The 20958-nt window shown below is 64.6% G+C and carries 22 protein-coding genes; 12 read left to right on the forward strand and 10 right to left on the reverse strand.

Translation table 11 applies throughout. The features are described 5' to 3' along the window. Window positions 1-2: 2 nt before the first annotated feature. Entirely contained in the window at window positions 3-491 is a 489-nt protein-coding gene (locus ACWKV7_RS02430; RefSeq protein WP_483856036.1) for a DUF2059 domain-containing protein, read from the reverse strand. A gap of 287 nt (window positions 492-778) precedes the next feature. On the opposite strand from ACWKV7_RS02430, the gene ACWKV7_RS02435 reads away from it, so the two are divergent. From ACWKV7_RS02435 to ACWKV7_RS02445, 3 genes are all read left to right on the forward strand, one after another. Next, complete coding sequence (locus ACWKV7_RS02435; protein WP_483856037.1) at window positions 779-1798, forward strand: DUF2804 domain-containing protein; 1020 nt, start codon at window positions 779-781, stop codon at window positions 1796-1798. 111 nt (window positions 1799-1909) lie between these two features. Next, window positions 1910-3304, forward strand: a complete 1395-nt coding sequence (locus ACWKV7_RS02440) for a class II fumarate hydratase (protein WP_483856038.1) — start codon at window positions 1910-1912, stop codon at window positions 3302-3304. A 52-nt stretch (window positions 3305-3356) separates the two neighbouring features. After that, window positions 3357-3917, forward strand: coding sequence for an NAD(P)H-dependent oxidoreductase (locus tag ACWKV7_RS02445; RefSeq protein ID WP_483856277.1), 561 nt, complete (start codon window positions 3357-3359; stop codon window positions 3915-3917). 89 nt (window positions 3918-4006) lie between these two features. Here ACWKV7_RS02445 and ACWKV7_RS02450 read toward each other — a convergent pair whose 3' ends face one another. Beyond that, complete coding sequence (locus ACWKV7_RS02450) at window positions 4007-4978, reverse strand: DMT family transporter (protein ID WP_483856039.1); 972 nt, start codon at window positions 4976-4978, stop codon at window positions 4007-4009. Between the two features lie 251 nt (window positions 4979-5229). Here ACWKV7_RS02450 and ACWKV7_RS02455 point away from each other — a divergent pair, with 251 nt between their 5' ends. Further along, entirely contained in the window at window positions 5230-5451 is a 222-nt protein-coding gene (locus ACWKV7_RS02455; protein ID WP_483856040.1) for a DUF6316 family protein, read from the forward strand. A 58-nt stretch (window positions 5452-5509) separates the two neighbouring features. On the opposite strand, the gene ACWKV7_RS02460 is transcribed toward ACWKV7_RS02455, so the two are convergent. Together ACWKV7_RS02460 and ACWKV7_RS02465 are read right to left on the reverse strand one after the other, a co-directional pair. Next, entirely contained in the window at window positions 5510-6694 is a 1185-nt protein-coding gene (locus ACWKV7_RS02460; protein ID WP_483856041.1) for a thiolase family protein, read from the reverse strand. Between the two features lie 113 nt (window positions 6695-6807). Continuing rightward, window positions 6808-7701, reverse strand: a complete 894-nt coding sequence (locus tag ACWKV7_RS02465; protein ID WP_483856042.1) for a LysR family transcriptional regulator — start codon at window positions 7699-7701, stop codon at window positions 6808-6810. 186 nt (window positions 7702-7887) lie between these two features. On the opposite strand from ACWKV7_RS02465, the gene ACWKV7_RS02470 reads away from it, so the two are divergent. Continuing rightward, window positions 7888-8643, forward strand: coding sequence for a substrate-binding periplasmic protein (locus tag ACWKV7_RS02470; RefSeq protein ID WP_483856043.1), 756 nt, complete (start codon window positions 7888-7890; stop codon window positions 8641-8643). Window positions 8644-8689: 46 nt separating this feature from the next. Here the strand turns inward: ACWKV7_RS02470 and ACWKV7_RS02475 are convergent, their stop codons facing one another. Together ACWKV7_RS02475 and ACWKV7_RS02480 are read right to left on the reverse strand one after the other, a co-directional pair. Then, a complete protein-coding gene (locus ACWKV7_RS02475) occupies window positions 8690-9043 on the reverse strand; it encodes a VOC family protein (protein ID WP_483856044.1) in 354 nt (117 codons plus the stop codon). A 223-nt stretch (window positions 9044-9266) separates the two neighbouring features. After that, window positions 9267-9497, reverse strand: coding sequence for a hypothetical protein (locus ACWKV7_RS02480; RefSeq protein ID WP_483856045.1), 231 nt, complete (start codon window positions 9495-9497; stop codon window positions 9267-9269). Window positions 9498-9667: 170 nt separating this feature from the next. Between ACWKV7_RS02480 and speB the strand changes: the two genes are divergently transcribed. The 3 genes from speB (at window position 9668) to ACWKV7_RS02495 (ending at window position 13761) form a co-directional block, all read left to right on the forward strand. After that, the gene (speB, locus tag ACWKV7_RS02485) at window positions 9668-10627 is read left to right on the forward strand and encodes an agmatinase (RefSeq protein WP_483856046.1); all 960 of its coding nucleotides are present in this window, start codon (window positions 9668-9670) and stop codon (window positions 10625-10627) included. 69 nt (window positions 10628-10696) lie between these two features. After that, window positions 10697-12091, forward strand: a complete 1395-nt coding sequence (locus ACWKV7_RS02490; protein ID WP_483856047.1) for a YjiH family protein — start codon at window positions 10697-10699, stop codon at window positions 12089-12091. Window positions 12092-12159: 68 nt separating this feature from the next. Then, a complete protein-coding gene (locus ACWKV7_RS02495; RefSeq protein WP_483856048.1) occupies window positions 12160-13761 on the forward strand; it encodes a 5-guanidino-2-oxopentanoate decarboxylase in 1602 nt (533 codons plus the stop codon). 56 nt (window positions 13762-13817) lie between these two features. Here the strand turns inward: ACWKV7_RS02495 and ACWKV7_RS02500 are convergent, their stop codons facing one another. The 3 genes from ACWKV7_RS02500 to aceK form a co-directional block, all read right to left on the reverse strand. Continuing rightward, complete coding sequence (locus tag ACWKV7_RS02500; RefSeq protein WP_483856049.1) at window positions 13818-13934, reverse strand: PA1414 family protein; 117 nt, start codon at window positions 13932-13934, stop codon at window positions 13818-13820. Window positions 13935-14035: 101 nt separating this feature from the next. Next, window positions 14036-14212: a hypothetical protein gene (locus ACWKV7_RS02505; protein WP_483856050.1), complete on the reverse strand. Its 177-nt coding sequence runs from the start codon at window positions 14210-14212 to the stop codon at window positions 14036-14038. Window positions 14213-14360: 148 nt separating this feature from the next. Then, the gene (gene aceK, locus ACWKV7_RS02510) at window positions 14361-16091 is read right to left on the reverse strand and encodes a bifunctional isocitrate dehydrogenase kinase/phosphatase (protein ID WP_483856051.1); all 1731 of its coding nucleotides are present in this window, start codon (window positions 16089-16091) and stop codon (window positions 14361-14363) included. A gap of 265 nt (window positions 16092-16356) precedes the next feature. Between aceK and ACWKV7_RS02515 the strand changes: the two genes are divergently transcribed. After that, window positions 16357-17265: a DMT family transporter gene (locus tag ACWKV7_RS02515; RefSeq protein ID WP_483856052.1), complete on the forward strand. Its 909-nt coding sequence runs from the start codon at window positions 16357-16359 to the stop codon at window positions 17263-17265. Window positions 17266-17314: 49 nt separating this feature from the next. Here ACWKV7_RS02515 and cysK read toward each other — a convergent pair whose 3' ends face one another. After that, window positions 17315-18289: a cysteine synthase A gene (gene cysK / locus ACWKV7_RS02520; RefSeq protein ID WP_483856053.1), complete on the reverse strand. Its 975-nt coding sequence runs from the start codon at window positions 18287-18289 to the stop codon at window positions 17315-17317. Between the two features lie 128 nt (window positions 18290-18417). Between cysK and ACWKV7_RS02525 the strand changes: the two genes are divergently transcribed. From ACWKV7_RS02525 to ACWKV7_RS02535, 3 genes are all read left to right on the forward strand, one after another. Further along, complete coding sequence (locus ACWKV7_RS02525; RefSeq protein WP_483856054.1) at window positions 18418-19479, forward strand: AsmA family protein; 1062 nt, start codon at window positions 18418-18420, stop codon at window positions 19477-19479. A gap of 151 nt (window positions 19480-19630) precedes the next feature. After that, window positions 19631-20476: an AAA family ATPase gene (locus ACWKV7_RS02530; protein WP_483856055.1), complete on the forward strand. Its 846-nt coding sequence runs from the start codon at window positions 19631-19633 to the stop codon at window positions 20474-20476. Between the two features lie 57 nt (window positions 20477-20533). Continuing rightward, on the forward strand, window positions 20534-20926 hold the full coding sequence (locus ACWKV7_RS02535) for a GFA family protein (RefSeq protein WP_483856056.1): 393 nt from the start codon (window positions 20534-20536) through the stop codon (window positions 20924-20926). Window positions 20927-20958: the final 32 nt, after the last annotated feature.

The raw sequence follows: 20958 nt of genomic DNA on the forward strand, positions 1-20958 counted from the left end.
GTTTACTCCGCTCCCAGTTCCTTGCTCATCTCGGCCAGCAGCTTGTTGACTTCCGGCACGGCGGTTTCCAGGCGAGCCTGGGTCAGCTTGGCGGATTCGGCAGTCAGCGTCGGCATCTTCTCCATGACCTTGCGACCCAGCGGCGACTGATAGAAAGCCACCAGCTCCTTCAGCTCGCTCTCGCTGAAGTTGGCGGTGTACAGCTTGACCAATTCGGGCTTCAGCTCGCCCCAGCCGACCGCTTTGTCCAGCGCGGCATTGGCCTTGGCCTGGTAACGCTCGAGCAAGGCCTGCTTGCCTTCGCCGGCCGGGGCCTGGGCAAAGCGCTGGGCGAACATCTGCTGCACCTGGGCGTACACCGGCACGGTCAACTTGTCGGCATGGGCGAGTTTGAGGAAGTTCTCCGCGTCGGCGGCATGGCTGGCGGCATCGGCCAGCGCCTGGGTGCTGGCGAACAGAAGTGCGGCGCAAAGGGTGCGTAGACCGGGCATCGGCGATTCCTTGGAAGCAGAGAGATGAAGCGGGGACGGAGTCACGCCGCGGGCCGGTCATTGTGCGCCGAGCCCGCGCAGGGCTCAAGCGACCGGGTCGTGCACCCGATCACGCCCGCTTTGCGCACTGGCTCACCGGATCGACGCTTACCAAAGTGCCATTACTTGCCTCGGTTTCCGTCACCGCCGCATCCTGCATGCCCCTAGACCACGCCCGCGCAAAAATAGCGCGCGCCTTGCCGCGCAGCAGCTATTCTCAGCTGACCAGCACACATGGACGTGTCCGAATGAACAGTTTCGTCACCGCTCTCCCCCCCGCCGCCACACCGTCCCTGTGCGATGCCCGCGGCCACCTCGATCCGCACGCCATCGGTTTCTCCCCCAGGCCCCTGCTGGACTGCGCCCTGCCCGGCCACTACGGACGGCGCAAGCGCTGGAATCACTGGTGCATCACCTCGCCGGACTGGATGCTCTCGCTGACCATCGCCGACCTCGACTACGTCGGCTACGGCGCCGCCTACTTCCTCGACCTGAACAGCGGCCAGAGCTTTCATCGCACCCACTTGCGCCCCCTGGCCATGGGCTGCCAGCTCCCGGACACGCCCCTGGAAAGCCACGAATTCTGCCATCCGCACCTGCAACTGCGGATCGATGAACAGCCTGGGCGGCTGCTGCTGACGGCGAACGCCGACAACGTCGGGCGAGGCAATTCGCTCCACGTTGCGCTGGATATCCAGCGCCCCTCCCACCTGGACTCGCTCAACCTGGCGGCACCGTTTCCGAATGGCGGATTTCACGCCTGCAGCAGGCAGCTCGGCCTCCCGGCGCTGGGCAATCTCTACCTGGGCGAACGTCACTATCGCTGCGAGCCCCGGCAAAGCTTTGCGGCGCTGGATTTCGGCCGCGGCGTCTGGCCCCTGCACAGCCACTGGACCCGCGCCGCCTTCGCCGCGCCAGGCGGCATTGCCGGCAACTTCGGCAGCGGCTGGGCCGAGCACGCAGGGCTGACGGAGAATGCCCTATGGTTCGGCGGCGAGCTGCTGCATCTGGAGGAAGCCGTGAACATCCAGCCGCCCGTGGATGACGAACCGGGCAGCCCCTGGCGCCTGCACAGCAACGACGACCGCGTCGCCCTCGAATTCAGCCCCCGCCAGCAGCATCACGCCTGCCCGAAGCTGGGCCCCTTCTATGCCGACACCCGTCAGTGGTTCGGCCGCTTCGATGGCACCCTGCGCGGGCCAGCCGGCGAGCGTGTACCGGTGCTCGGCGCCCTCGGCTGGCTGGGCAAGACCCGCACCTGCTGGTAACCGCACCCCAGCCATACGGCAAAGCCCGAGCGGGCCATGGGCCGCATGACGGAACCCACCCTGCCCCAAGCGGCCTAAACTGCGGTATTCGCCCGCTTGGAGCACACCGCCATGAGCCGCACCGAAACCGACAGCCTGGGCCCGGTCGACGTCCCCGAGGACGCTTACTGGGGCGCTCAGACCCAGCGCTCGCTGAGCAACTTCGCCATCGGCCAGGAGCGCATGCCGCTGCCGGTACTGCATGCCCTGGCGCTGATCAAGAAGGCTGCGGCGCGGGTCAACAGCCGCATCGGCGAGTTGTCGCCGGACATCGCCAGGCTGATCGAGCAGGCTGCCGACGAAGTGCTCACCGGCCAGCATGACGACCAGTTTCCACTGGTGGTCTGGCAGACCGGCAGCGGCACCCAGAGCAACATGAACGTCAACGAGGTGATCGCCGGCCGCGCCAACGAACTGGCCGGGGGCCAACGCGGCGGCAAGAGCCCGGTTCACCCGAACGACCACGTCAACCGCGCGCAGAGTTCCAACGACTGCTTCCCCACCGCCATGCACATCGCCGCGGCCCAGGCGGTGCAACACGACCTGCTGCCGGCCATTGCCGAGCTGTCCGGCGGCCTCGCGGAAAAGGCCGCGCGGCACATCAGCCTGGTCAAGACCGGGCGCACCCACCTGATGGATGCCACGCCCATCACCTTCGGCCAGGAACTGTCCGCCTTCGTCGCCCAACTGGACTATGCGGAGCAGGCCATTCGCGCCGCGCTGCCGGCGGTCTACGAGCTGGCACAGGGCGGCACTGCGGTAGGCACCGGGCTGAATTCCCCCCATGGCTTCGCCGAAGCGATCGCCGCCGAACTCGCGGCTCTTTGCGGCCTGCCGCTCGTCTCGGCGCCGAACAAATTCGCCGCGCTGGCCGGCCACGAGCCGCTGGTCAGCCTGGCCGGGGCCCTGAAGACCCTCGCCGTGGCCTTGATGAAAATTGCCAATGACCTGCGCCTGCTCGGCTCCGGCCCGCGCGCCGGGTTCGCCGAAGTCCGTCTGCCGGCCAACGAGCCGGGCAGCTCGATCATGCCCGGCAAGGTCAACCCGACCCAGTGCGAGGCGTTGTCCATGCTCGCCTGTCAGGTACTCGGCAACGACGTCGCCATCGGCTTCGCCGCCAGCCAGGGGCATTTGCAGCTGAACGTGTTCAAGCCGGTCATCATTCATAATCTGCTGCAGTCGATCCGCCTGCTCGCCGACGGTTGCCGGAATTTCCAGCAGCATTGCGTCGCTGGCCTGGAGCCCGATGCGACACGAATGGCCGAGCATCTGGAACGGGGGTTGATGCTGGTCACCTCGCTCAACCCGCACATCGGTTACGACAAGGCCGCGGAGATCGCCAAGAAGGCCTATGCCGAAGGCACCACCCTGCGCGAGGCGGCGCTGGCGCTGGGGTATCTTGGCGCGGAAGAATTCGATACCTGGGTGCGCCCGGAAACCATGTTGGAGGCAGGCAAGAGTGACTGAACGGAGCAAGAGCGGAGCAACCCCACTGGAAGGGGACGGCAAGCGGATTCTGATGATCTATGGCTCGCCGAAGAGCGGCAGCCTCTGCCATGCCCTCGGCGATGCCTATGCCCAGGGCGCGCGAGGCGAAGGGCACGTGGTGCGACAGATCAGGCTCGGCGAACTGGCCTTCGACCCGATCCTCCATGCCGGCTACGACCAAAGCCAGGCGTTGGAGAACGATCTGCTGGAAGCCCAGCGACAGATCCACTGGGCCGAGCACCTGGTATTCGTCTATCCGGTCTGGTGGGGCGGCATGCCGGCGCTGCTCAAGGGCTTTTTCGACCGGGTGTTCCTGCCTGGCTTCGCCTTCAAGTTCCGTGGGCACACGCAGGCCTGGGACAAGCTGCTCAGCGGCCGCACTGCCGACCTGCTGGTGACGCTGGATACTCCGCCCTGGTATTTCCGCTGGATCTACGGTGCGCCGGCTCACCGGCAGATGGTGCGCACCATTCTCGGCTTCAGTGGCATCAAGACCCGCCGCCTGGCCGAGTTCTCCCCGGTGCGGCTCTCTTCGGAGGAACAGCGCCAGACCTGGCTACGCAAGGCCGAAATCCTCGGCTGCCGTGCCTGAATGATGGGCTCGTGGCCGGGCCAGGCAGCAATCGCCAACCAAGCGACCGGGGCGGCCCCGGCGCTACGCGCGAAAGATCGCCATGGAATCTAGAGCGCGCTGGGGTTCGCCGCCAGGCGTGCTCGCCGGCTCCGCCAACTGGCCAGCAAGGTCGGCCCTATGGCAGTCAGCGCCGAACCCACCACCACCAACGTGGCGCCGCCATAAGCCAGCAGATTGAGCTGCTCCGGCTTTACATGCTCGGGCCACAGGCTGGAAGCCACGGCGACCGCAGAGAACGTCACCAGCGGCGTGGTCGCCAGCGTGGCGCTGACCCGCGACGCTTCCCAATGCGCCAAAGCCTCGGCAAAGGCACCATAGGCCACCAGCGTGTTCAGGCAGCAGGCGATCAACAGCCAAAACTGCAAGTTGCTGAGCCGGGCTACCTCCAGCGGATGCGCCCAGGGTGTCAGCAGCGCGGCGCAGGCGAGGTAGATCACCATCATCACTTGCAGCGAATTCCACGCCGTCAGCAATTGCTTCTGCGCAAGGCCATAGATTGCCCAGACCAACGCCGCCGCCAGCATGAGCAGCACACCGGCGGTGTACTGGGTGAGCGAGGTGAGCAGTTCGCCCAGGCGCTGATTGAAGAACAGGCCGAAGCCCAACAGCAGTAGGACTAGGCCAACGCCCTGGCCGAGGCTGAAACGTTCGCGGAAGACGAAGATGCTGCCGATCAGCAGCAGAATCGGCGCCACCTGGATGACCAGTTGCGTCGTGCCGGGGCTGAGCCGGCTGAGCCCCATCAGATAGAGCACATAGTTGGCCGCCAGACCGGCGACCGCCAGCACCAGCAGCCAGGCACCGCTGCGCCCCAGCGGGCGGAAGCTCGGCAAGCGCCGGCTGGCGGCCAACCAGGCAAACAGGAGCGAGCCGGCAATCAACAGGCGATACCAGGTGACGGTAATCGGATCCATCACCTGTAGTACTTCCTTAAGCTTGATTGGCAGGATGCCCCACAGCAGCGTGGTCAGCAGAGCGAGCAGCAGGCCATAAAGCCAGCGGCCGGAGGAGATATGCATGACGGCCTCGTATGCGCGGCGACCATCGCCGGGCGATGGCCGCAAAACGGCATTCTAGGCCGGAGCCTGTGCGTGGCACAGGAACAGTTGCACGAAGCAACTGTACCGGCTAACGGCGTAAATCTGGCGTCAAAAGAGTGAAAATCGCGGAACTAGCTGAAAAACAGCGACCATTTGTCGGCTATGACGGCAAACCGGCAACAGCCCATTAGACTCAAAAGCATATGGCTCGCTTCTCGGGGGTCCCCGCTATGTTCGGCCAGCGCAAAATCGATCCAATCCCAGGCACCCACTACCGCAGCGAGCGGGTGAGCGCGATCAACGGCCAGTATTTTTTCGCCACCCGTGAGGGCACCCTGGAAGGGCCCTTCTACACACGGGTCGATGCCGAACTTCAGATCGAGCGCTACATCCAGCGCATGCAGCTCGCCAAGGCGCTCTATGCCAGGGCGGCGGCGTTGCAGGACCGCTGAAGCTCCCCTTCTCCGATCGCACGCACGGCGCTGGCCGTGCGTGTCGCTCCCGGTTTGTTCAGCGCACCGCTTCGAACAGCCCGCTGGCACCCATGCCACCACCCACGCACATGGTCACCACGCCGTAGCGTAGATTGCGCCGCTGCAGCTCGCGCACCAGGTGACCGACCTGGCGCGAACCGGTCATGCCGAAGGGATGGCCGATGGAAATCGAACCGCCATTGACGTTGTACTTGTCGTTGTCGATTTCCAGGCGGTCGCGGCTGTACAGGCACTGGGACGCGAAGGCTTCGTTCAGTTCCCACAGGTCGATGTCGGCTACCTGCAGGCCCTTGGCCTTGAGCAACTTGGGCACCGAGAACACCGGGCCGATGCCCATCTCGTCCGGTTCGCAACCGGCAACGGTGAAGCCGCGGAAGAATGCCTTCGGCTTCAACCCCAGCGCCAGGGCCTTGTCCAGGCTCATGACCAGCGTCATGGATGCACCGTCGGACAGCTGCGAGGCGTTGCCGGCAGTTACCGAACCGTCCTCGGCGAACGCCGGCTTCAGGCTGGCCAGGCTTTCCAGCGTGGTATCCGGGCGGTTGCAATCATCGCGATCGACCACGCCGTCGAGGATCTTCTTCTCGCCGGTGGCCTTGTCTTCCACCGCATACTTCACACTCATCGGCACGATTTCATCGTCGAACAGGCCATCGGCCTGGGCCCGCGCGGTGCGCTGCTGGCTCTGCAGGGCATAGGCATCCTGCTGCTCGCGGGTCACACCATAACGGCGGGCGACGATCTCGGCAGTCTGCCCCATGGGGAAATAGATGCCGGGGAAGCGCTCCTTGATCAGCGGGTTGAACAGGTTGTCGGTGTTGACGCTCTTGAGGGTGAGGCTGATGGATTCCACCCCACCGGCGACGATGACATCGCTGCAGCCGGACGCCACCTGGTTGGCGGCAATGGCGATGGCTTGCAGGCCGGAAGAGCAGTAGCGGTTGAGGGTCATGCCGGCGACCTGGATGCCCAGGCCGGACAGCACCGCGACATTGCGCCCGATGTTGTAGCCCTGGGCGCCTTCGTTGGAGCCACAGCCGACGATGCAGTCGTCCACCAGCGCCGGATCGATGCCGGTACGGGCCAACAGTGCGTTGACGCAATGGGCCGCCATGTCGTCCGGGCGGGTCTGGTTGAATTTGCCGCGGAAGGACTTGGCCAGGCCGGTCCGCACGCTGTCGACGATCACCACTTCACGCATGGCATACCTCATTGCTTGTTCGGTTGACGATGGGCTGAGGATAGAACCAGAGAATCTCCTTCGGCGACGATCATTCATCAAGCGTATGCGGGACCATCCCGGCGGGGTCGCGCTCAGGACTGGCTCAGCCGCGCCTTGAGCAAGTCGCGAAACGCCTGCAACAGCGGCTCGCGCGCGCGACCGCGGCGAAGGATCAGCGAGAACGGTGCCTGATAGCCGAAGATCGCCGGCAGCAAGGCCCGCAGACGTCCCTGCTCGACCCACGCTTGCGCGTAGTGCTCGGGCAGATAGCCGACGTAGGCGCCGGACAGCACCAGGATCAACTGCGCCTCCATGCTCTCCACCGTCGCCGCACTGTGCTTGAAACCATGCCGGGCCAGTTCCGCCTGGCTCCAGTAGCCTCGGCCGACCATGCGCTGGCGGGTGATGGTCTCCGGCGGAATGCCACGCGCTTCGAACAGCGGATGACGGTCACTGCAATACAACCAGTGCTGCTCGCGATACAGCGGCTGCTCGAGCAGACCATTCATGCGCGACGAGAAGGCGCCGATGGCGAGATCCAGACGGTTCTCCAGCACCGCCAGTTGCAGCTCGTATGGACTCAGCACCGCCAGATGCAGATGCACCGCGGGGTGTTCCTGGCTATAGGCGCCGATCACGTCCGGCAACGGCAGGGCCGGATCGCTCACCGTGGAATCCAGCACGCCCAGGTTGAGCGTGCCGCGCAATTCGCCCTTGAGTTCGGCGGCATAGCGCTCGAAGCCCTCCAGTTCGCCGAACAGGCGCAGGGTTTGCTGGTAGTACAGCTCACCCTTGCTGGTCAGGCTGAAGCCACCACGGCCGCGGTGGCACAGGGTGAGCCCGAGCTGGCTTTCCAGTTGGCTCATGTAGGTGCTGATCGCCGAGGTGGACAGGTTCAGATCCTGCTGCGCTGCGGCAAAGCCTTGGTGGCGGACCACGCTGACGAAGATGCGCAGTAGTTTCAGGTCGGGAAAATCGGACGGCATGGACGGCAACCCGTGGCGGACGAAACCCAGTCTAGCGCCAAGCGAAGCGAGCGACATACCGCGATGCCAACGCGGCCTTCAGTCGGTCGAAAACGGAACGCGGCCGGCGCCTGGCTGCTAGGGTTAGAAGGTGCGGCCTCATTGCCGCAGCACACCGCCCCGAAAGACTCAGCCAGGAGCCAGCCCATGAAGTACCTGCTCATTCCTGCCTTGCTAAGCCTCTGCGGCCTGGCGTTTGCCGACACCGTCACCCTGAGAGCCGACCTCTGGTATCCCATGAACGGGAAGCCGAATTCGGACAAACCCGGCTATATGATCGAAATCGCCAAGGCTGCGCTGGAGGCCGGCGGCCACCGCGTGGACTATGCCACCCTGCCCTGGGAACGCACCCTGCTGATGGTGCGCGAAGGCAAGTACGACTGCGCAGTCGGCGCCTATAAGGAAGACGCCCCGGACTTTGTCTTCCCGGACGAGCCGCTGGGCATGGACCAATCGCATTTCTATGTGAAGAAGGGCGAGCCGTGGCGCTTCGATGGCCTGCCCTCGCTCAAGGGCCGCAGCGTTGGCTTGATCGGCGGCTACGCCTACGACGAGGAGTTCGCCGCCTTCATCGAGCAACCCGCCAATGGTGTGCAATCGCAAACCCTGAATGCCAACAACGCGCTGGAACAGAACATCAAGAAGCTGCTCGCCGGCCGCGTCGACAGCGTGCTGGAATCACCGGCGGTGATGCAAGCCAAGCTCAAGGACATGGGGGTGGCCGACCAGGTCGAATCCGCCGGCGCGCTGACCGAGCCAGTGGCCATGTACATCGCCTGCTCGCCGGCCAAAGCCACCTCCAAGGCCTACACCCAGCTGCTCAGCGACGGTGTGAAGAAGCTGAGGGCATCCGGGGAATTGAAGGTCATCCTCGACAAGTACGGTCTGCAGGACTGGCAATAGCCAAACGGAGCGAGGCGCCCTGCGGCGCCCCGTCCGCTCACTGCAGTTAGCGATCCGACCAGACCGCCAGTTCGTTGCCGCTGGGGTCGGCGAAGTGAAAGCGCCGCCCACCCGGGAACGAGAAGATGTCCTTCACCAGACTGCCCCCGCTAGCCAGCACCCGCTCCCGGGCATGCTCCAGATCGTCGGCATACAGCACGATCAGCGCCGCACCATTAGCCGTTGTGGAGCAGGCCTCGGAGCGATAGAAACCGCCGTCGAGCCGGCCATCGCTGAAAGCACGGTACTCGGAGCCGTAGTCAGTGAATGTCCAGCCGAAGGCTTGCGAGTAGAAGCCCTGGACGGCATCGAAATCGCGCGCAGGCAGCTCCAGATAATCAATCTTCTGATCAGTGGGCAATTTCCCTTCTCCTTATGATTAACAGGCCGTTGAAAAACCACCTGCGATGACAGTACTGCGTTAAAAACAGGCTGGATCGCCAGCCCGGTCGGAATGCTCATTTTCAGCGCGTAAGTCGCCCGCGACTCCGACCTTTCCTCGCCTGCTTTGCGGGGCCGCCTGGGCCTTGTCTTGCCTGCCTCGCCGACGTTTTCAACGGCCTGTTAACGCGCGATCAACATTTTCAGAACTGGCCGAGCATCGCCAACAGCGTGAAAAGGAGAACCAGCATGCCAACAGCGCAGACATACACTTCTTCACGCGACCCGTTCAGCCAGCATCCCTTGCGCGGATGTCGACCCAAGGTCGCTAGCCATATCACTGGCCAACCCAAGCCATAGCACAACGTGCCGAAGAAAAGCTCGGTTACCACGTACACCGCAACACGTAGCAACGCACCGATGATCTCGTCCATCTTCCCGGCCTTCCGTTCGTACAGCAGGCATGACGCCAAAGCCCACCTCAGATGGCAACGGAATCAGTTCACAAATTCCTGAACTGAGTTTTTGCCCCCAGCGATTTTTCCGCCGCCCCGGTTGGCCAAGAATCCGGCCCACAAACACAACAAAATGATGAGGCCCTGCCGTGGACAAGACCCTCCACCAGCCCCTGGGCGGCAACGAGATGCCCCGCTTCGGCGGCATCGCCACCATGATGCGCCTGCCGCACATCCAGACGCCCGCCGAACTCAATGCCCTCGACGCCGCCTTCGTCGGCGTGCCGCTGGATATCGGCACCTCGCTGCGCTCCGGCACCCGCTTCGGTCCGCGGGAAATCCGCGCCCAATCGGTGATGATCCGCCCCTACAACATGGCCACCGGCGCCGCGCCCTTCGACTCGCTGAACGTGGCCGACATCGGCGACGTGCCGATCAATACCTTCAACATGGCCGAGGCGATCCGCATCATCGAGGAGGCCTACGACGGCATTCTCGAACACGGCATCCTGCCGCTGACCCTCGGTGGCGACCACACCATTACCCTGCCGATCCTGCGTTCGATCAGGAAGAAGCACGGCAAGGTCGGCCTGGTGCACATCGATGCCCATGCCGACGTCAACGATCACATGTTCGGCGAGAAGATCGCCCACGGCACCACCTTCCGCCGCGCGGTCGAAGAAGGGCTGCTCGATTGCGAGCGCGTGGTACAGATCGGCCTGCGCGCCCAGGGCTACACCGCCGAGGACTTCAACTGGAGCCGCAAGCAGGGCTTTCGCGTGGTGCAGGCCGAGGAGTGCTGGCACCAGTCCCTCGCCCCGCTGATGGAAGAAGTCCGCGCCAAGGTCGATGGCGGCCCGGTGTATCTGTCCTTCGACATCGACGGCATCGACCCGGCCTGGGCACCGGGCACCGGCACCCCGGAAATCGGCGGGCTGACCACCATTCAGGCGATGGAGATCATCCGCGGCTGCCACGGCCTGGATCTGGTGGGCTGCGACCTGGTGGAGGTTTCCCCGCCCTACGACACCACCGGCAACACCTCGCTGCTGGGAGCCAACCTGCTCTACGAGATGTTGTGCGTGTTGCCCGGTGTAAAGCGCCGTTAGGGCCTTTCATTACCACTGGGCGCCGGCCGCGGCGCCCGTACACTGAACAACAATAAGCAAGGTGTACCCATGAACCACGACGAACCCGCACTGCTGCTGGACGACCAACCCCCGGCCGACCGCTCCTTCAATCTGCGCCAGCTGTTGATTTTCCTGATCCCCTCCCTGCTCGGCGTGCTGCTGTTCCTGACCCCCATCGTCTACGACGACAAGGTCACCATCGGCCTCGGCCTGCTCGCCGACGGCCTGAAGGCGATCAGCGGCCCCTATCTGCCGGCCATCGCCGTCGCACTGCTGGCGCTGTCCAGCCTGCTCGGCCTGATCGGCTCGCTGTTCAAACCGCACTGGATCGTCGAACGCCCCGCGCTTAACGAGCTGTTCAACCTGCATCCGTTCTGGCTGAGCCTGCGGGTAGTCGGCACGGCCTTCGCGATCATGACCTTCTGGGAATTCGGCCCGGCCTGGATCTGGAATGCGAACACCGGTGGCGTGGTGCTCAAGGACCTGGCGCCGGTGCTGATCACCTTCTTCCTGGTCGCCGGCCTGGTGCTACCGTTGCTCACCGACTACGGGTTGATGGAGTTCTGCGGCACCCTGGTGCGCAATGTGTTCCGCAAGGTCTTCGGCCTGCCGGGGCGCTCAGCCATCGACGCCATCGCCAGTTGGCTCGGCTCGGGCACCGTCGGCGTGCTGATCACCGCCCAGCAGTACCACAAGGGCTTCTACAGCGCCCGCGAGGCGGCGGTGATCGCCACCAACTTCTCCATCGCCTCGATCGCCTTCAGCCTGCTGATCACCAGCTTCATGAAGCTCGACCACCTGTTCGTGCCCTTCTACCTGACCGTGGTGGTCGCCGGCCTGGCTGCCGCCATCATCACCCCGCGCATCCCGCCGTTGTCGTGGAAAAAGGACGACTACCTGGCCGGCGTCGGCAAGCAGATCAGGGAAGACGTGCCGAGCAATGTCTCGCTGCTGCGCTGGGGCACGGCGCAGGCGGTCAAGCGTGCCAACAGCAATCCCTCGCCGCTGCAGATGGTGCGGGTCGGCGTGCTCAACGTGGTGGATATCTGGCTCGGCCTGCTGCCGCTGGTGATGGCCATCGGCACCGTTTCGCTGGCCATCGCCGAGTACACCCCGGTATTCCAGTGGCTGTCCTACCCCATCGTGCCGCTGCTGGAAGCGCTGCAGCTACCGGAAGCCGCCAAGGCGGCACCGGCCATGCTGGTGGGCTTCGCCGACATGTTCCTGCCGGCGGTGCTGGGCAAGGGCATCGAGAGTGAGCTGACGCGCTTCGTGGTGGCCTGCATGTCGCTGACCCAGCTGATCTACATGTCGGAAGTGGGCGTACTGATCATCAAGGCCAAGCTGCCGCTGAACGTGATGGAGCTGTTCGCGATCTTCGTCATCCGCACCCTGATCACCCTGCCAATCATCGCGCTGATGGCGCACTGGATAGTCGGCTAAGCTCACACCCCCTCTCCCTCCGGGAGAGGGGTTGGGGTGAGGGTCTACTGCTTACACAGGATCAAGACATGACCACCTGCGGCGAATTTCTCGTCAAGCAACTGGAAGCCTGGGGCGTCGACACCGTGTTCGGCATCCCTGGCGTGCACACCGTCGAGCTGTACCGCGGCCTGCCCGGCAGCCGCATCCGCCACATCACCCCGCGCCACGAGCAGGGAGCCGGCTTCATGGCCGACGGCTATGCACGGGTGATCGGCAAACCCGGCGTCTGCTTCATCATCACCGGCCCAGGCATGACCAACATCCTCACCGCCATGGGCCAGGCCTACGCCGACTCGATCCCGATGCTGGTGATCTCCAGCGTCAACGAACGGCACCGCCTGGGCCTGGGCAACGGCTTCCTGCACGAACTGCCGGACCAGCGCGGGCTAGTCGCCGGAGTCAGCGCTTTCAGCCACACGCTGATGAGCGTCGAAGAACTGCCGGCCGTGCTGGCCCGCGCCTTCGCCGTGTTCGAGGGCGAGCGGCCACGGCCGGTGCATATCGAGCTGCCGCTGGACATCATCACCGCCGATGCCGGCCACCTGTGTCTCCAGGCAAAGCCACGCAGCGCCCGCCCCGCGCCGGATCGCGCCCTGCTGCAGGAAGCCGCCAACCTGCTGCGCGGAGCCAGGCGCCCCTTGCTGCTGCTCGGCGGTGGCTGCGTCGAGGCCCAGGCCGAGGCGCGCGCCCTGGCCGCCGCGCTGGACGCGCCGACCGCACTGACCATCAACGCCAAGGGCCTGCTGCCACCGGGGCACCCACTGCTGCTGGGCAGCAACCAGTCTCTGGAGCCGGTGCGGGAACTGGCGCGCCAGGCCGACGTGGTGCTGGCCATCGGCACCGAACTGGGCGAGACCGACTACGACGTGGTGTTCGACGGCAACTTCCGCATCGCCGGCCAGCTGATCCGCATCGACATCGACCCACAGCAGCTGTACCGCAACCACGCGCCGACCCTGGCCATCCACGGCGACGCGCGCCTGGCCATGCGCATGCTGCTGGCCGGGCTCAACCCGCGCAGCGCCGGGCCTTACAGCCCCGGCGCGCAGCGCACCGCTGCCGCCCTGGCGCGACTGGCCGAAGACCTCGGCGGCTGGGGCCACTATCGCCAACTATTCGACACGGTACTGGAGGTGCTGCCCGAGGCCCGCTTCGTCGGCGACTCGACGCAGACCGTGTATGCCGGCAACCACCTGGTGGAACTGGACGGCGCGCGACGCTGGTTCAATTCCTCCACCGGCTACGGCACTCTCGGCTACGGCCTGCCGGCGGCCATCGGCGCCCAGTTGGCCGAACCGGGCCGGACGGTGATCTGCCTGATCGGCGATGGCGGCCTGCAGTTCACCCTGCCGGAGCTGGCCAGCGCGGTGGAAGCCAGGGTGCCGGTGATCCTGCTGCTGTGGAACAACCAGGGTTACGGTGAGATCAAGCGCTATATGCAACGCCGCGACATCGAGCCGATTGGCGTGGACATCTACACCCCGGACCTGATCGCCATTGCCCGCGGCTTCGGCTGCGCCGCCGAGCGTGCTTGCGACTACGAACACTTGGCCGAGCTGCTGCGCCACGCACCGCAGGACCGCCCTCTGCTGATCGAAGTGCTGGAGGCCCCACCGTTCCACCCCTAGGAACGGACCGGACGCGCAAAGAAAAGCCGCCCGAAGGCGGCTCGTTCTCTTTCCAACTAACGTCGGCGGGGCGGCGATTCCAGCTCAACCCGGATCGGCTGCAAGCGCGGCGGTTCGATCAGGCCCAAAGCGACGCCCAACTGCCAGGTACAACGCGCAAACCAAGCTCTCATCGACTGCACTCCTCTGACGACTTGGGAACGAGGGCGCAGCCCTCTTACTAACAGACTAGATGCTGGCGATTGTTTCGCCCTGATCCTGATGAACGGTCGGCTCAACGGGAGGCCGGCAGCGGTGCCAACGCCGTGCACGCCTGCCAGGCTCGCTGGGCAGGCGCGTCGTCCGCCGATGGCGCCAAAGGTGCCGCGTCGGCGAGACTGCTCATCACGATAAGAAGAAGGAGCGCAGCGCTGATCATAAGCACCGAACCGAGGGTTTCTTGCTCGTCCATGGAGTCGGCCTTCTGAAAGTGGAAGTAAGCAGGCGATATAAGAATCGACGACGCTCGCAACCATTAGTTCAGCGGCCGTCCCCGTCCTTTCCTACGGGACGAGCACAGGTGTTTCGCGGGGCTCGGAAAGCGCCCGCGAACAGCCCGACTAGCGCGATTCCTCCAGGCGCCCATCGCGCCGATAGGGGAACACATCGATCACCTTGCCGGCGCGGATCGCCTCCTGAAAACCCTGCCAGTACTCGGCCTTGTACAGATCGCCGTGCAGCTCCTTGAACAACTTGCGGTGCTCGCGATCGGCGAACAGGAAGGTGGGGAACTCCTCGGGAAAGACGTCGTTGGGCGCCACCGAATACCAGGGCTCGGAGGCCATTTCGTCCTCCGGGTAGCGCGGCGGCGGGATGCGCCGGAAGTTGGCTTCGGTCAGGTAGCAGATCTCGTCGTAGTCGTAGAACACCACGCGGCCGTGGCGGGTAACGCCAAAGTTCTTCAACAGCATGTCGCCCGGGAAGATATTCGCCGCCGCCAGTTGCTTGATCGCCAGCCCATAGTCGTAGAGCGCCTCGCGCAATTGGCTCTCGGTCGCGGTTTCGATGTACATGTTCAGCGGGATCATGCGCCGCTCGGTCCAGCAGTGGCGCACCAGGACCGTATCGCCTTCCAGCACCACGGTGGACGGCGCCACCTCCAGCAGTTCGGCCAGGCATTCGGGTTCGAACTTGCTCTTGGGGAAACGGAAGTCGGAGAACTCCTGGGTATCAGCCATGCGCCCTACCCGGTCGTGGCTCTTCACCAGGCGATACTTTTCGATCACGGTGGCGCGGTCGACGTTCTTCGACGGCGAGAAGCGATCCTTGATGATCTTGAACACCGTATTGAAGCCCGGCAGGGTGAACACGCTCATCACCATGCCGCGCACGCCGGGCGCCATGATGAAACGGTCGTCGGTGCTGGCGAGATGGTTGATCAGCGCGCGGTAGAACTCCGACTTGCCGTGCTTGTAGAAGCCGATGGAGGTGTACAGCTCGGCGATGTGCTTGCCCGGCAGGATGCGCTTGAGGAAGCCGACGAACTCCGCCGGGATCGCCACGTCCACCATGAAGTACGAGCGGGTGAAGGAGAAGATGATCGACACCTCCGCCTCGTCGGTGATCAGCGCGTCGGCCTGGATGCCGTGACCCTCGCGGTGCACCAGGGCAATCACCAACGGCCACTGTTCGTCGCGGGTGAAGATGCGGCCGACCAGGTAGGCTCCCTTGTTGCGGTAAAGCACCGAGGAGAACAGCTCGACGGTCAGCTCCGGGTCCTTGCAGACCCAATCGGGCAGGTGCGCGCGCAACTGGGTTTCCAGGCGTTCGATATCTCGCGGCAGGTCGTCGTAGGGTTCGGCGAAACGATAGTCCTCGAGGATCTGTTCGAGCATGCCGCGCAGGTGCGCCTGGGGCCGATAGCTGCGGGTCTGCGCCGCGCGCTCGTGGCTGCGCAGCGAGGGCCGGGTGGTGTGCACGAACATGGTGCCGTCGCTGATGCAGTCATGGCTGAACAGCCCGCAGAAGATCGAGTTGAACCAGGTTTCCGCCAGCTCGTCGTCGAAGCGCAGGTCAATCAGGCTGATGTAGGCGTTTTTCACCAGAGGCCACAGTTCCACATCCAGCAACACGTCTTCGCTGAAGTTGTGCCGCAGGCGCTCGCCCACCTCGCTGACCTTCTCCTCATAGAGGTTGATGCGCGCCGCCGAGGCATTCTGCGCCTCCAGCCACTGCGCCTGCTCGAAGCGCGCGCGGGCCCCGTCGGTGATCTGGCGGAAGTGTTCGCGATAGTCGTCGAAACCGTGGAGGATCTGCCGGGCGATATCGGCGGCCGGCCATTGCTGCGCCATGGAGAAGGTCTCTGCTGCGAATCGGAGAAGGCGAGCTTAGCCAGTGACCGAGCCGAGGAAAAGCGTTCTCGCTGGAAACTTCGCCTCCGGTCGACGGCACGATGAAATGCATCCCGCCGACCGCCGTTGTCGAATCGGTCAGTTTCCCGATGACCGTTGCGCTGTTTTCGCCAACTGTGCCGCTCATTTGAAAGCCAGTTGTGGATTGCACCCTCCGGGGGCCGGCGTAAGCTGGCCAGCACTCCGCCCTAGGGAACGACTCGCCATGAATCCCGCCGCCTGCCTGCGTCTGCTCGGCCTCGCCGCCATCTGGGGCGCCAGCTTCCTGTTCATGCGCCTGCTGGTGCCACAGATCGGCGCCATGCCAACGGCGTTCTTCCGCGTCTCGCTGTCCGCCATCGGCCTGCTGGCGATCCTCGCCGCGTTGCGGGTGGGCTGGAATTTCCGCGGCAAGCTGGGCAAGACGCTGCTGATCGGCGTCATCAGTTCCGGCATACCCGCTGCCATGTACAGCCTGGCCGCCCAGGTGCTGCCGGCCGGCTATTCGGCCATCTTCAACGCCACCACACCGCTGATGGGCGTGCTGATCGGCGCCCTGTTCTTCAGCGAGTCGCTGACCCTGGCCAAGAGCCTGGGCGTGCTGCTCGGCCTGGGCGGCGTCGCCCTGCTCACCCGCACCGGGCCGGTCGCTTTCGACGTGGAGCTGCTCTGGGGCGCCGCAGCATGCCTGACCGCCACCGCCTGCTACGGCCTGGCCGGGTTCCTGAGCAAGCGCTGGATCAGCGATGCCGGCGGTCTCGACAGCCGCCTGGTGTCCTTCGGCTGCCAGATCGGCGCCACCCTCTGCCTGCTGCCGATCTTCGCCTACGGCAGCCCGGAGATGCCGCTGGCACCGCTGGCCGACCCGCTGGTCTGGATGGCCCTGGCCGGGCTCGGTTTCATCTGCACCTCGCTGGCCTACATCATCTATTTCCGCCTGATCGCCGATATCGGTCCGGTGAAAACCATGACGGTGACCTTTCTGATTCCGCTGTTCGGGGTGCTCTGGGGCGCTCTGCTGCTGGACGAATCGCTGTCCTGGGCCCACCTGCAGGGCGGCGCGCTGATCGCCCTGGCGCTCTGGCTGGTATTGAAGCCGGCCGTGGCGGTGCGCCCGGCGGCGGAAGCAAGCTGATCGCCAGCCCGGCGGCGCCCAAGGGCGCAACAGGGCTAGCGCGGTCCCTCTACTGGACCAGTTCCTGCTCGCTGAACAGGTCGCTGAACAACATGCTCGACAGGTAGCGCTCGCCGGAATCTGGCAACACGACGACGATGGTCTTGCCCTGCATGGACGGGTCTTCGGCCAGGCGCACGGCCGCCGCCATCGCCGCGCCGCAGGAAATCCCGCAGAGAATGCCCTCCTCGCGCATCAGACGCAGGGCCATGGCCTTGGACTCGTCGTCGGTCACCCGCTCCACCCGGTCGATCATCGAAAGGTCGAGGTTCTTCGGCACGAAGCCGGCGCCAATGCCCTGGATCTTGTGCGGGCTGGGTTTGATTTCCTCGCCGGCCAGCGCCTGGCTGATGACCGGCGAGGCAGCCGGCTCCACCGCCACCGAGAGAATTGGCTTGCCCTGGGTCTGCTTGATATAGCGCGATACCCCGGTGATGGTGCCCCCGGTGCCGACCCCGGCGACCAGCACATCGATGGTGCCGTCGGTGTCTTTCCAGATTTCCGGCCCTGTGGTCTTCTCGTGGATCGCCGGGTTGGCCGGGTTATCGAACTGCTGCGGCATGAAATATTTCGACGGATCGGAGGCGGCGATCTCGCCGGCCTTCTCGATGGCCCCTTTCATGCCCTTGGCCGGTTCGGTCAACACCAGCTCGGCGCCGAGGGCCTTGAGCACCTTGCGCCGCTCCAGGCTCATGGAGGCCGGCATGGTCAGCAGCAGCTTGTAGCCACGGGCGGCGGCGACGAAGGCCAGGCCGATGCCGGTGTTGCCGGAGGTGGGTTCGACGAGGGTCATGCCCGGCTTGAGGCGGCCGCTGGCCTCGGCGTCCCAGATCATGTTGGCGCCGATCCGGCACTTCACCGAATAGCCTGGGTTGCGTCCTTCGATCTTGGCCAGAATCGTCACGCCGCTGGGACCGAGACGGTTGATCATTACCAGCGGGGTATTACCGATGCTTTGCGCGTTGTCAGCGTAGATGCGGCTCATGAAGCGTGTCCTTGTCGTTGCCGGGACCCAAGAGCCTATGCCGGCGCGGGTTGGTCGTCCAGCATCGCCGAACCTTGTCGCCACGGCGGTTGTCCACCAAGCAATGTCGCCGTCCCGGACCCCTGCCAATGAAACGCCGCCACCGCCTGCCCTTGCTCGTCCTGCTAATCTTCGTCGCCGTGCTGGCCGTGGCGCAACTGGCCCTGCCCTACTGGGTGCGCAACTACCTGAACGACAAGATGGCGAACATGGGCGACTATCGCGGCCACATCAGCGACGTGGACCTGGCCTGGTGGCGCGGTGCCTATCGCATCGACGGCCTGGTGGTAGAGAAGACCACCGAGCAGATCGAGGTGGCCTTCCTGAAGATCCCCGGCATCGATATCGGCGTCAGCTGGCGCTCGCTGTTCAATGACGGCGCGCTGGTGGCGCAGGTGATCCTGGAAAGCCCCGAGCTGAACTTCGTCGACGGCAAGACCCCCGACGATACCCAGAAGGGCGAAGGTGTGGACTGGCGCGACAAGTTGCGCGATATGGTGCCGATCCGGCTCAACGAAGTGCGCGTCGACAATGGCGAGGTGCATTTTCGCAACTTCGCCTCCGAACCGCCGGTGGACGTCTATGCCGACCAGGTGCAGATGAGCGTGTACAACCTCAGCAACATCGCTGACCCGGAGGGCACACGCGATGCCGAACTGGACGCCTCGGCACGCTTCCTCGCCCATGCTCCCATGGAAGCCCATGCGACCTTCGATCCGCTGGTGCGCATGGAGAACTTCGAGTTCCGCCTGAAGATCCGAGGCATCGAACTCACGCGCGTCAACGACCTGGCCAGGGCCTACGCCAACCTCGACTTCAAGGACGGCAGCGGCGACCTGGTGATGGAGGTCGACGTGAGCGATAGCCAGCTCGATGGCTACATCAAGCCGCTGTTTCACGACACCGAAGTCTTCGACTGGCAACAGGATGTGCAGGACCAGGACAAAAGCCTCTGGCAAGGAGCCTGGGAGGGCCTGGTCGGCGCCGTCGAAGGCCTGTTGCAGAACCAGCCGAAGGATCAGTTCGCCACGCGAATCGAGCTGTCCGGCAACCTGACGAGCCCCGACACCAGCCCTTTCCAGGCATTTTTAGCGATCCTGCGCAACGCCTTCATCGATGCCTTCAAACCCACCTACGAGCGAGGGGAATGAGGCGCGGCGGAGACGACGCGAGCGTCTTGACCATTCAGTGACTGAATACCGCCGACTCGTTCACAGCCGGACGTTCCCCGCGTTATAGTCTGCAGCCTCCCATTCTGTAAAACGCCTGGTTCTACCGGGCTTCGGTCCCAAGGAATCCACGATGAAGTTCGAAGGCACCCAATCCTACGTCGCCACCGACGACCTCAAGCTGGCAGTCAATGCCGCCATCACCCTGCAGCGGCCGCTGCTGGTCAAGGGTGAGCCGGGCACTGGCAAGACCATGCTCGCCGAGCAACTGGCCGAGTCCTTTGGCGCCAAGCTGATCACCTGGCACATCAAGTCCACCACCAAGGCCCACCAGGGGCTCTACGAATACGATGCGGTCAGCCGCCTGCGCGATTCGCAGCTGGGCGTGGACAAGGTCCACGACGTGCGCAACTACATCAAGAAGGGCAAGCTGTGGGAAGCCTTCGAAGCCGAGGAGCGGGTCATCCTGCTGATCGACGAGATCGACAAGGCCGACATCGAATTCCCCAACGATCTGCTGCAAGAACTCGACAAGATGGAGTTCTACGTCTACGAAACCAACGAGACGATCAAGGCCAAGCAGCGCCCGATCATCATCATCACCTCGAACAATGAGAAGGAACTGCCGGACGCCTTCCTGCGCCGCTGCTTCTTCCACTACATCGCCTTCCCGGATCGCGAGACCCTGCAGAAGATCGTCGATGTGCACTACCCGAACATCAAGGCTGACCTGGTCAGCGAGGCGCTCGACGTCTTCTTCGACGTGCGCAAGGTGCCGGGGCTGAAGAAGAAACCCTCCACCTCCGAACTGGTCGATTGGTTGAAGTTGTTGATGGCCGACAACATCGGCGAAGCCGTGCTGCGCGAGCGCGACCCGACCAAGGCGATTCCGCCCCTGGCCGGCGCCCTGGTGAAGAACGAACAGGACGTGCAGCTGCTCGAGCGCCTGGCGTTCATGAGCCGTCGCGCCAGCCGCTGACAGACGCCCGCCCCGCTCGTGGAGCGGGCAGACTCGAACGGACAGGAGGACGAGCCCATGCATACCGGTAGCTGCCTTTGCGGGAGCGTGAGATATCGCATCGATGCGCCCATCACGTCCCTCAGCCACTGCCATTGCAGCATGTGCCGCAAGGCCCACGGCGCAGCCTTCGCGACCTACGCCAGCGTGCCGCCGGGAGCCTTCCACATCACCGAGGGCAAGGACCGACTGGGCGTCTTCCATTCCTCCGAGCATGTAACGCGGACCTTCTGCCAGCGTTGCGGGGCCAATCTGCAGTTCGTCGACAACCGCGAGGACATGCTGGGCGTAGCCGTCGGCACCCTCGACTCGCCGCTCGGCGTGCCGCCGCAATCGCACATTTTCACTGGCTCCAAGGCCGACTGGTACGAACTGCGCGACGGCCTGCCGCAACACCGCGGCGACGCCTGAGGCTTCTTTCAATCGTTATCTAGCGTGCCGCC

It is taken from the genome of Zestomonas ipomoeae, from assembly GCF_057128665.1.

Coding starts and splice junctions, on each gene's coding strand:
- ACWKV7_RS02500 (WP_483856049.1), bottom strand. CDS start 13,934: ATGAGAGCTTGGTTTGCGCGTTGTACCTGGCAGTTGGGCGTCGCTTTG.
- ACWKV7_RS02455 (WP_483856040.1), top strand. CDS start 5,230: ATGTTCGGCCAGCGCAAAATCGATCCAATCCCAGGCACCCACTACCGC.
- ACWKV7_RS02460 (WP_483856041.1), bottom strand. CDS start 6,694: ATGCGTGAAGTGGTGATCGTCGACAGCGTGCGGACCGGCCTGGCCAAG.
- ACWKV7_RS02430 (WP_483856036.1), bottom strand. CDS start 491: ATGCCCGGTCTACGCACCCTTTGCGCCGCACTTCTGTTCGCCAGCACC.
- aceK (WP_483856051.1), bottom strand. CDS start 16,091: ATGGCGCAGCAATGGCCGGCCGCCGATATCGCCCGGCAGATCCTCCAC.
- ACWKV7_RS02480 (WP_483856045.1), bottom strand. CDS start 9,497: ATGGACGAGATCATCGGTGCGTTGCTACGTGTTGCGGTGTACGTGGTA.
- ACWKV7_RS02445 (WP_483856277.1), top strand. CDS start 3,357: ATGATCTATGGCTCGCCGAAGAGCGGCAGCCTCTGCCATGCCCTCGGC.
- ACWKV7_RS02490 (WP_483856047.1), top strand. CDS start 10,697: ATGAACCACGACGAACCCGCACTGCTGCTGGACGACCAACCCCCGGCC.
- ACWKV7_RS02525 (WP_483856054.1), top strand. CDS start 18,418: ATGAAACGCCGCCACCGCCTGCCCTTGCTCGTCCTGCTAATCTTCGTC.
- cysK (WP_483856053.1), bottom strand. CDS start 18,289: ATGAGCCGCATCTACGCTGACAACGCGCAAAGCATCGGTAATACCCCG.
- ACWKV7_RS02470 (WP_483856043.1), top strand. CDS start 7,888: ATGAAGTACCTGCTCATTCCTGCCTTGCTAAGCCTCTGCGGCCTGGCG.
- ACWKV7_RS02440 (WP_483856038.1), top strand. CDS start 1,910: ATGAGCCGCACCGAAACCGACAGCCTGGGCCCGGTCGACGTCCCCGAG.
- ACWKV7_RS02535 (WP_483856056.1), top strand. CDS start 20,534: ATGCATACCGGTAGCTGCCTTTGCGGGAGCGTGAGATATCGCATCGAT.
- ACWKV7_RS02495 (WP_483856048.1), top strand. CDS start 12,160: ATGACCACCTGCGGCGAATTTCTCGTCAAGCAACTGGAAGCCTGGGGC.
- ACWKV7_RS02450 (WP_483856039.1), bottom strand. CDS start 4,978: ATGCATATCTCCTCCGGCCGCTGGCTTTATGGCCTGCTGCTCGCTCTG.
- ACWKV7_RS02515 (WP_483856052.1), top strand. CDS start 16,357: ATGAATCCCGCCGCCTGCCTGCGTCTGCTCGGCCTCGCCGCCATCTGG.
- ACWKV7_RS02505 (WP_483856050.1), bottom strand. CDS start 14,212: ATGGACGAGCAAGAAACCCTCGGTTCGGTGCTTATGATCAGCGCTGCG.
- ACWKV7_RS02435 (WP_483856037.1), top strand. CDS start 779: ATGAACAGTTTCGTCACCGCTCTCCCCCCCGCCGCCACACCGTCCCTG.
- ACWKV7_RS02465 (WP_483856042.1), bottom strand. CDS start 7,701: ATGCCGTCCGATTTTCCCGACCTGAAACTACTGCGCATCTTCGTCAGC.
- ACWKV7_RS02530 (WP_483856055.1), top strand. CDS start 19,631: ATGAAGTTCGAAGGCACCCAATCCTACGTCGCCACCGACGACCTCAAG.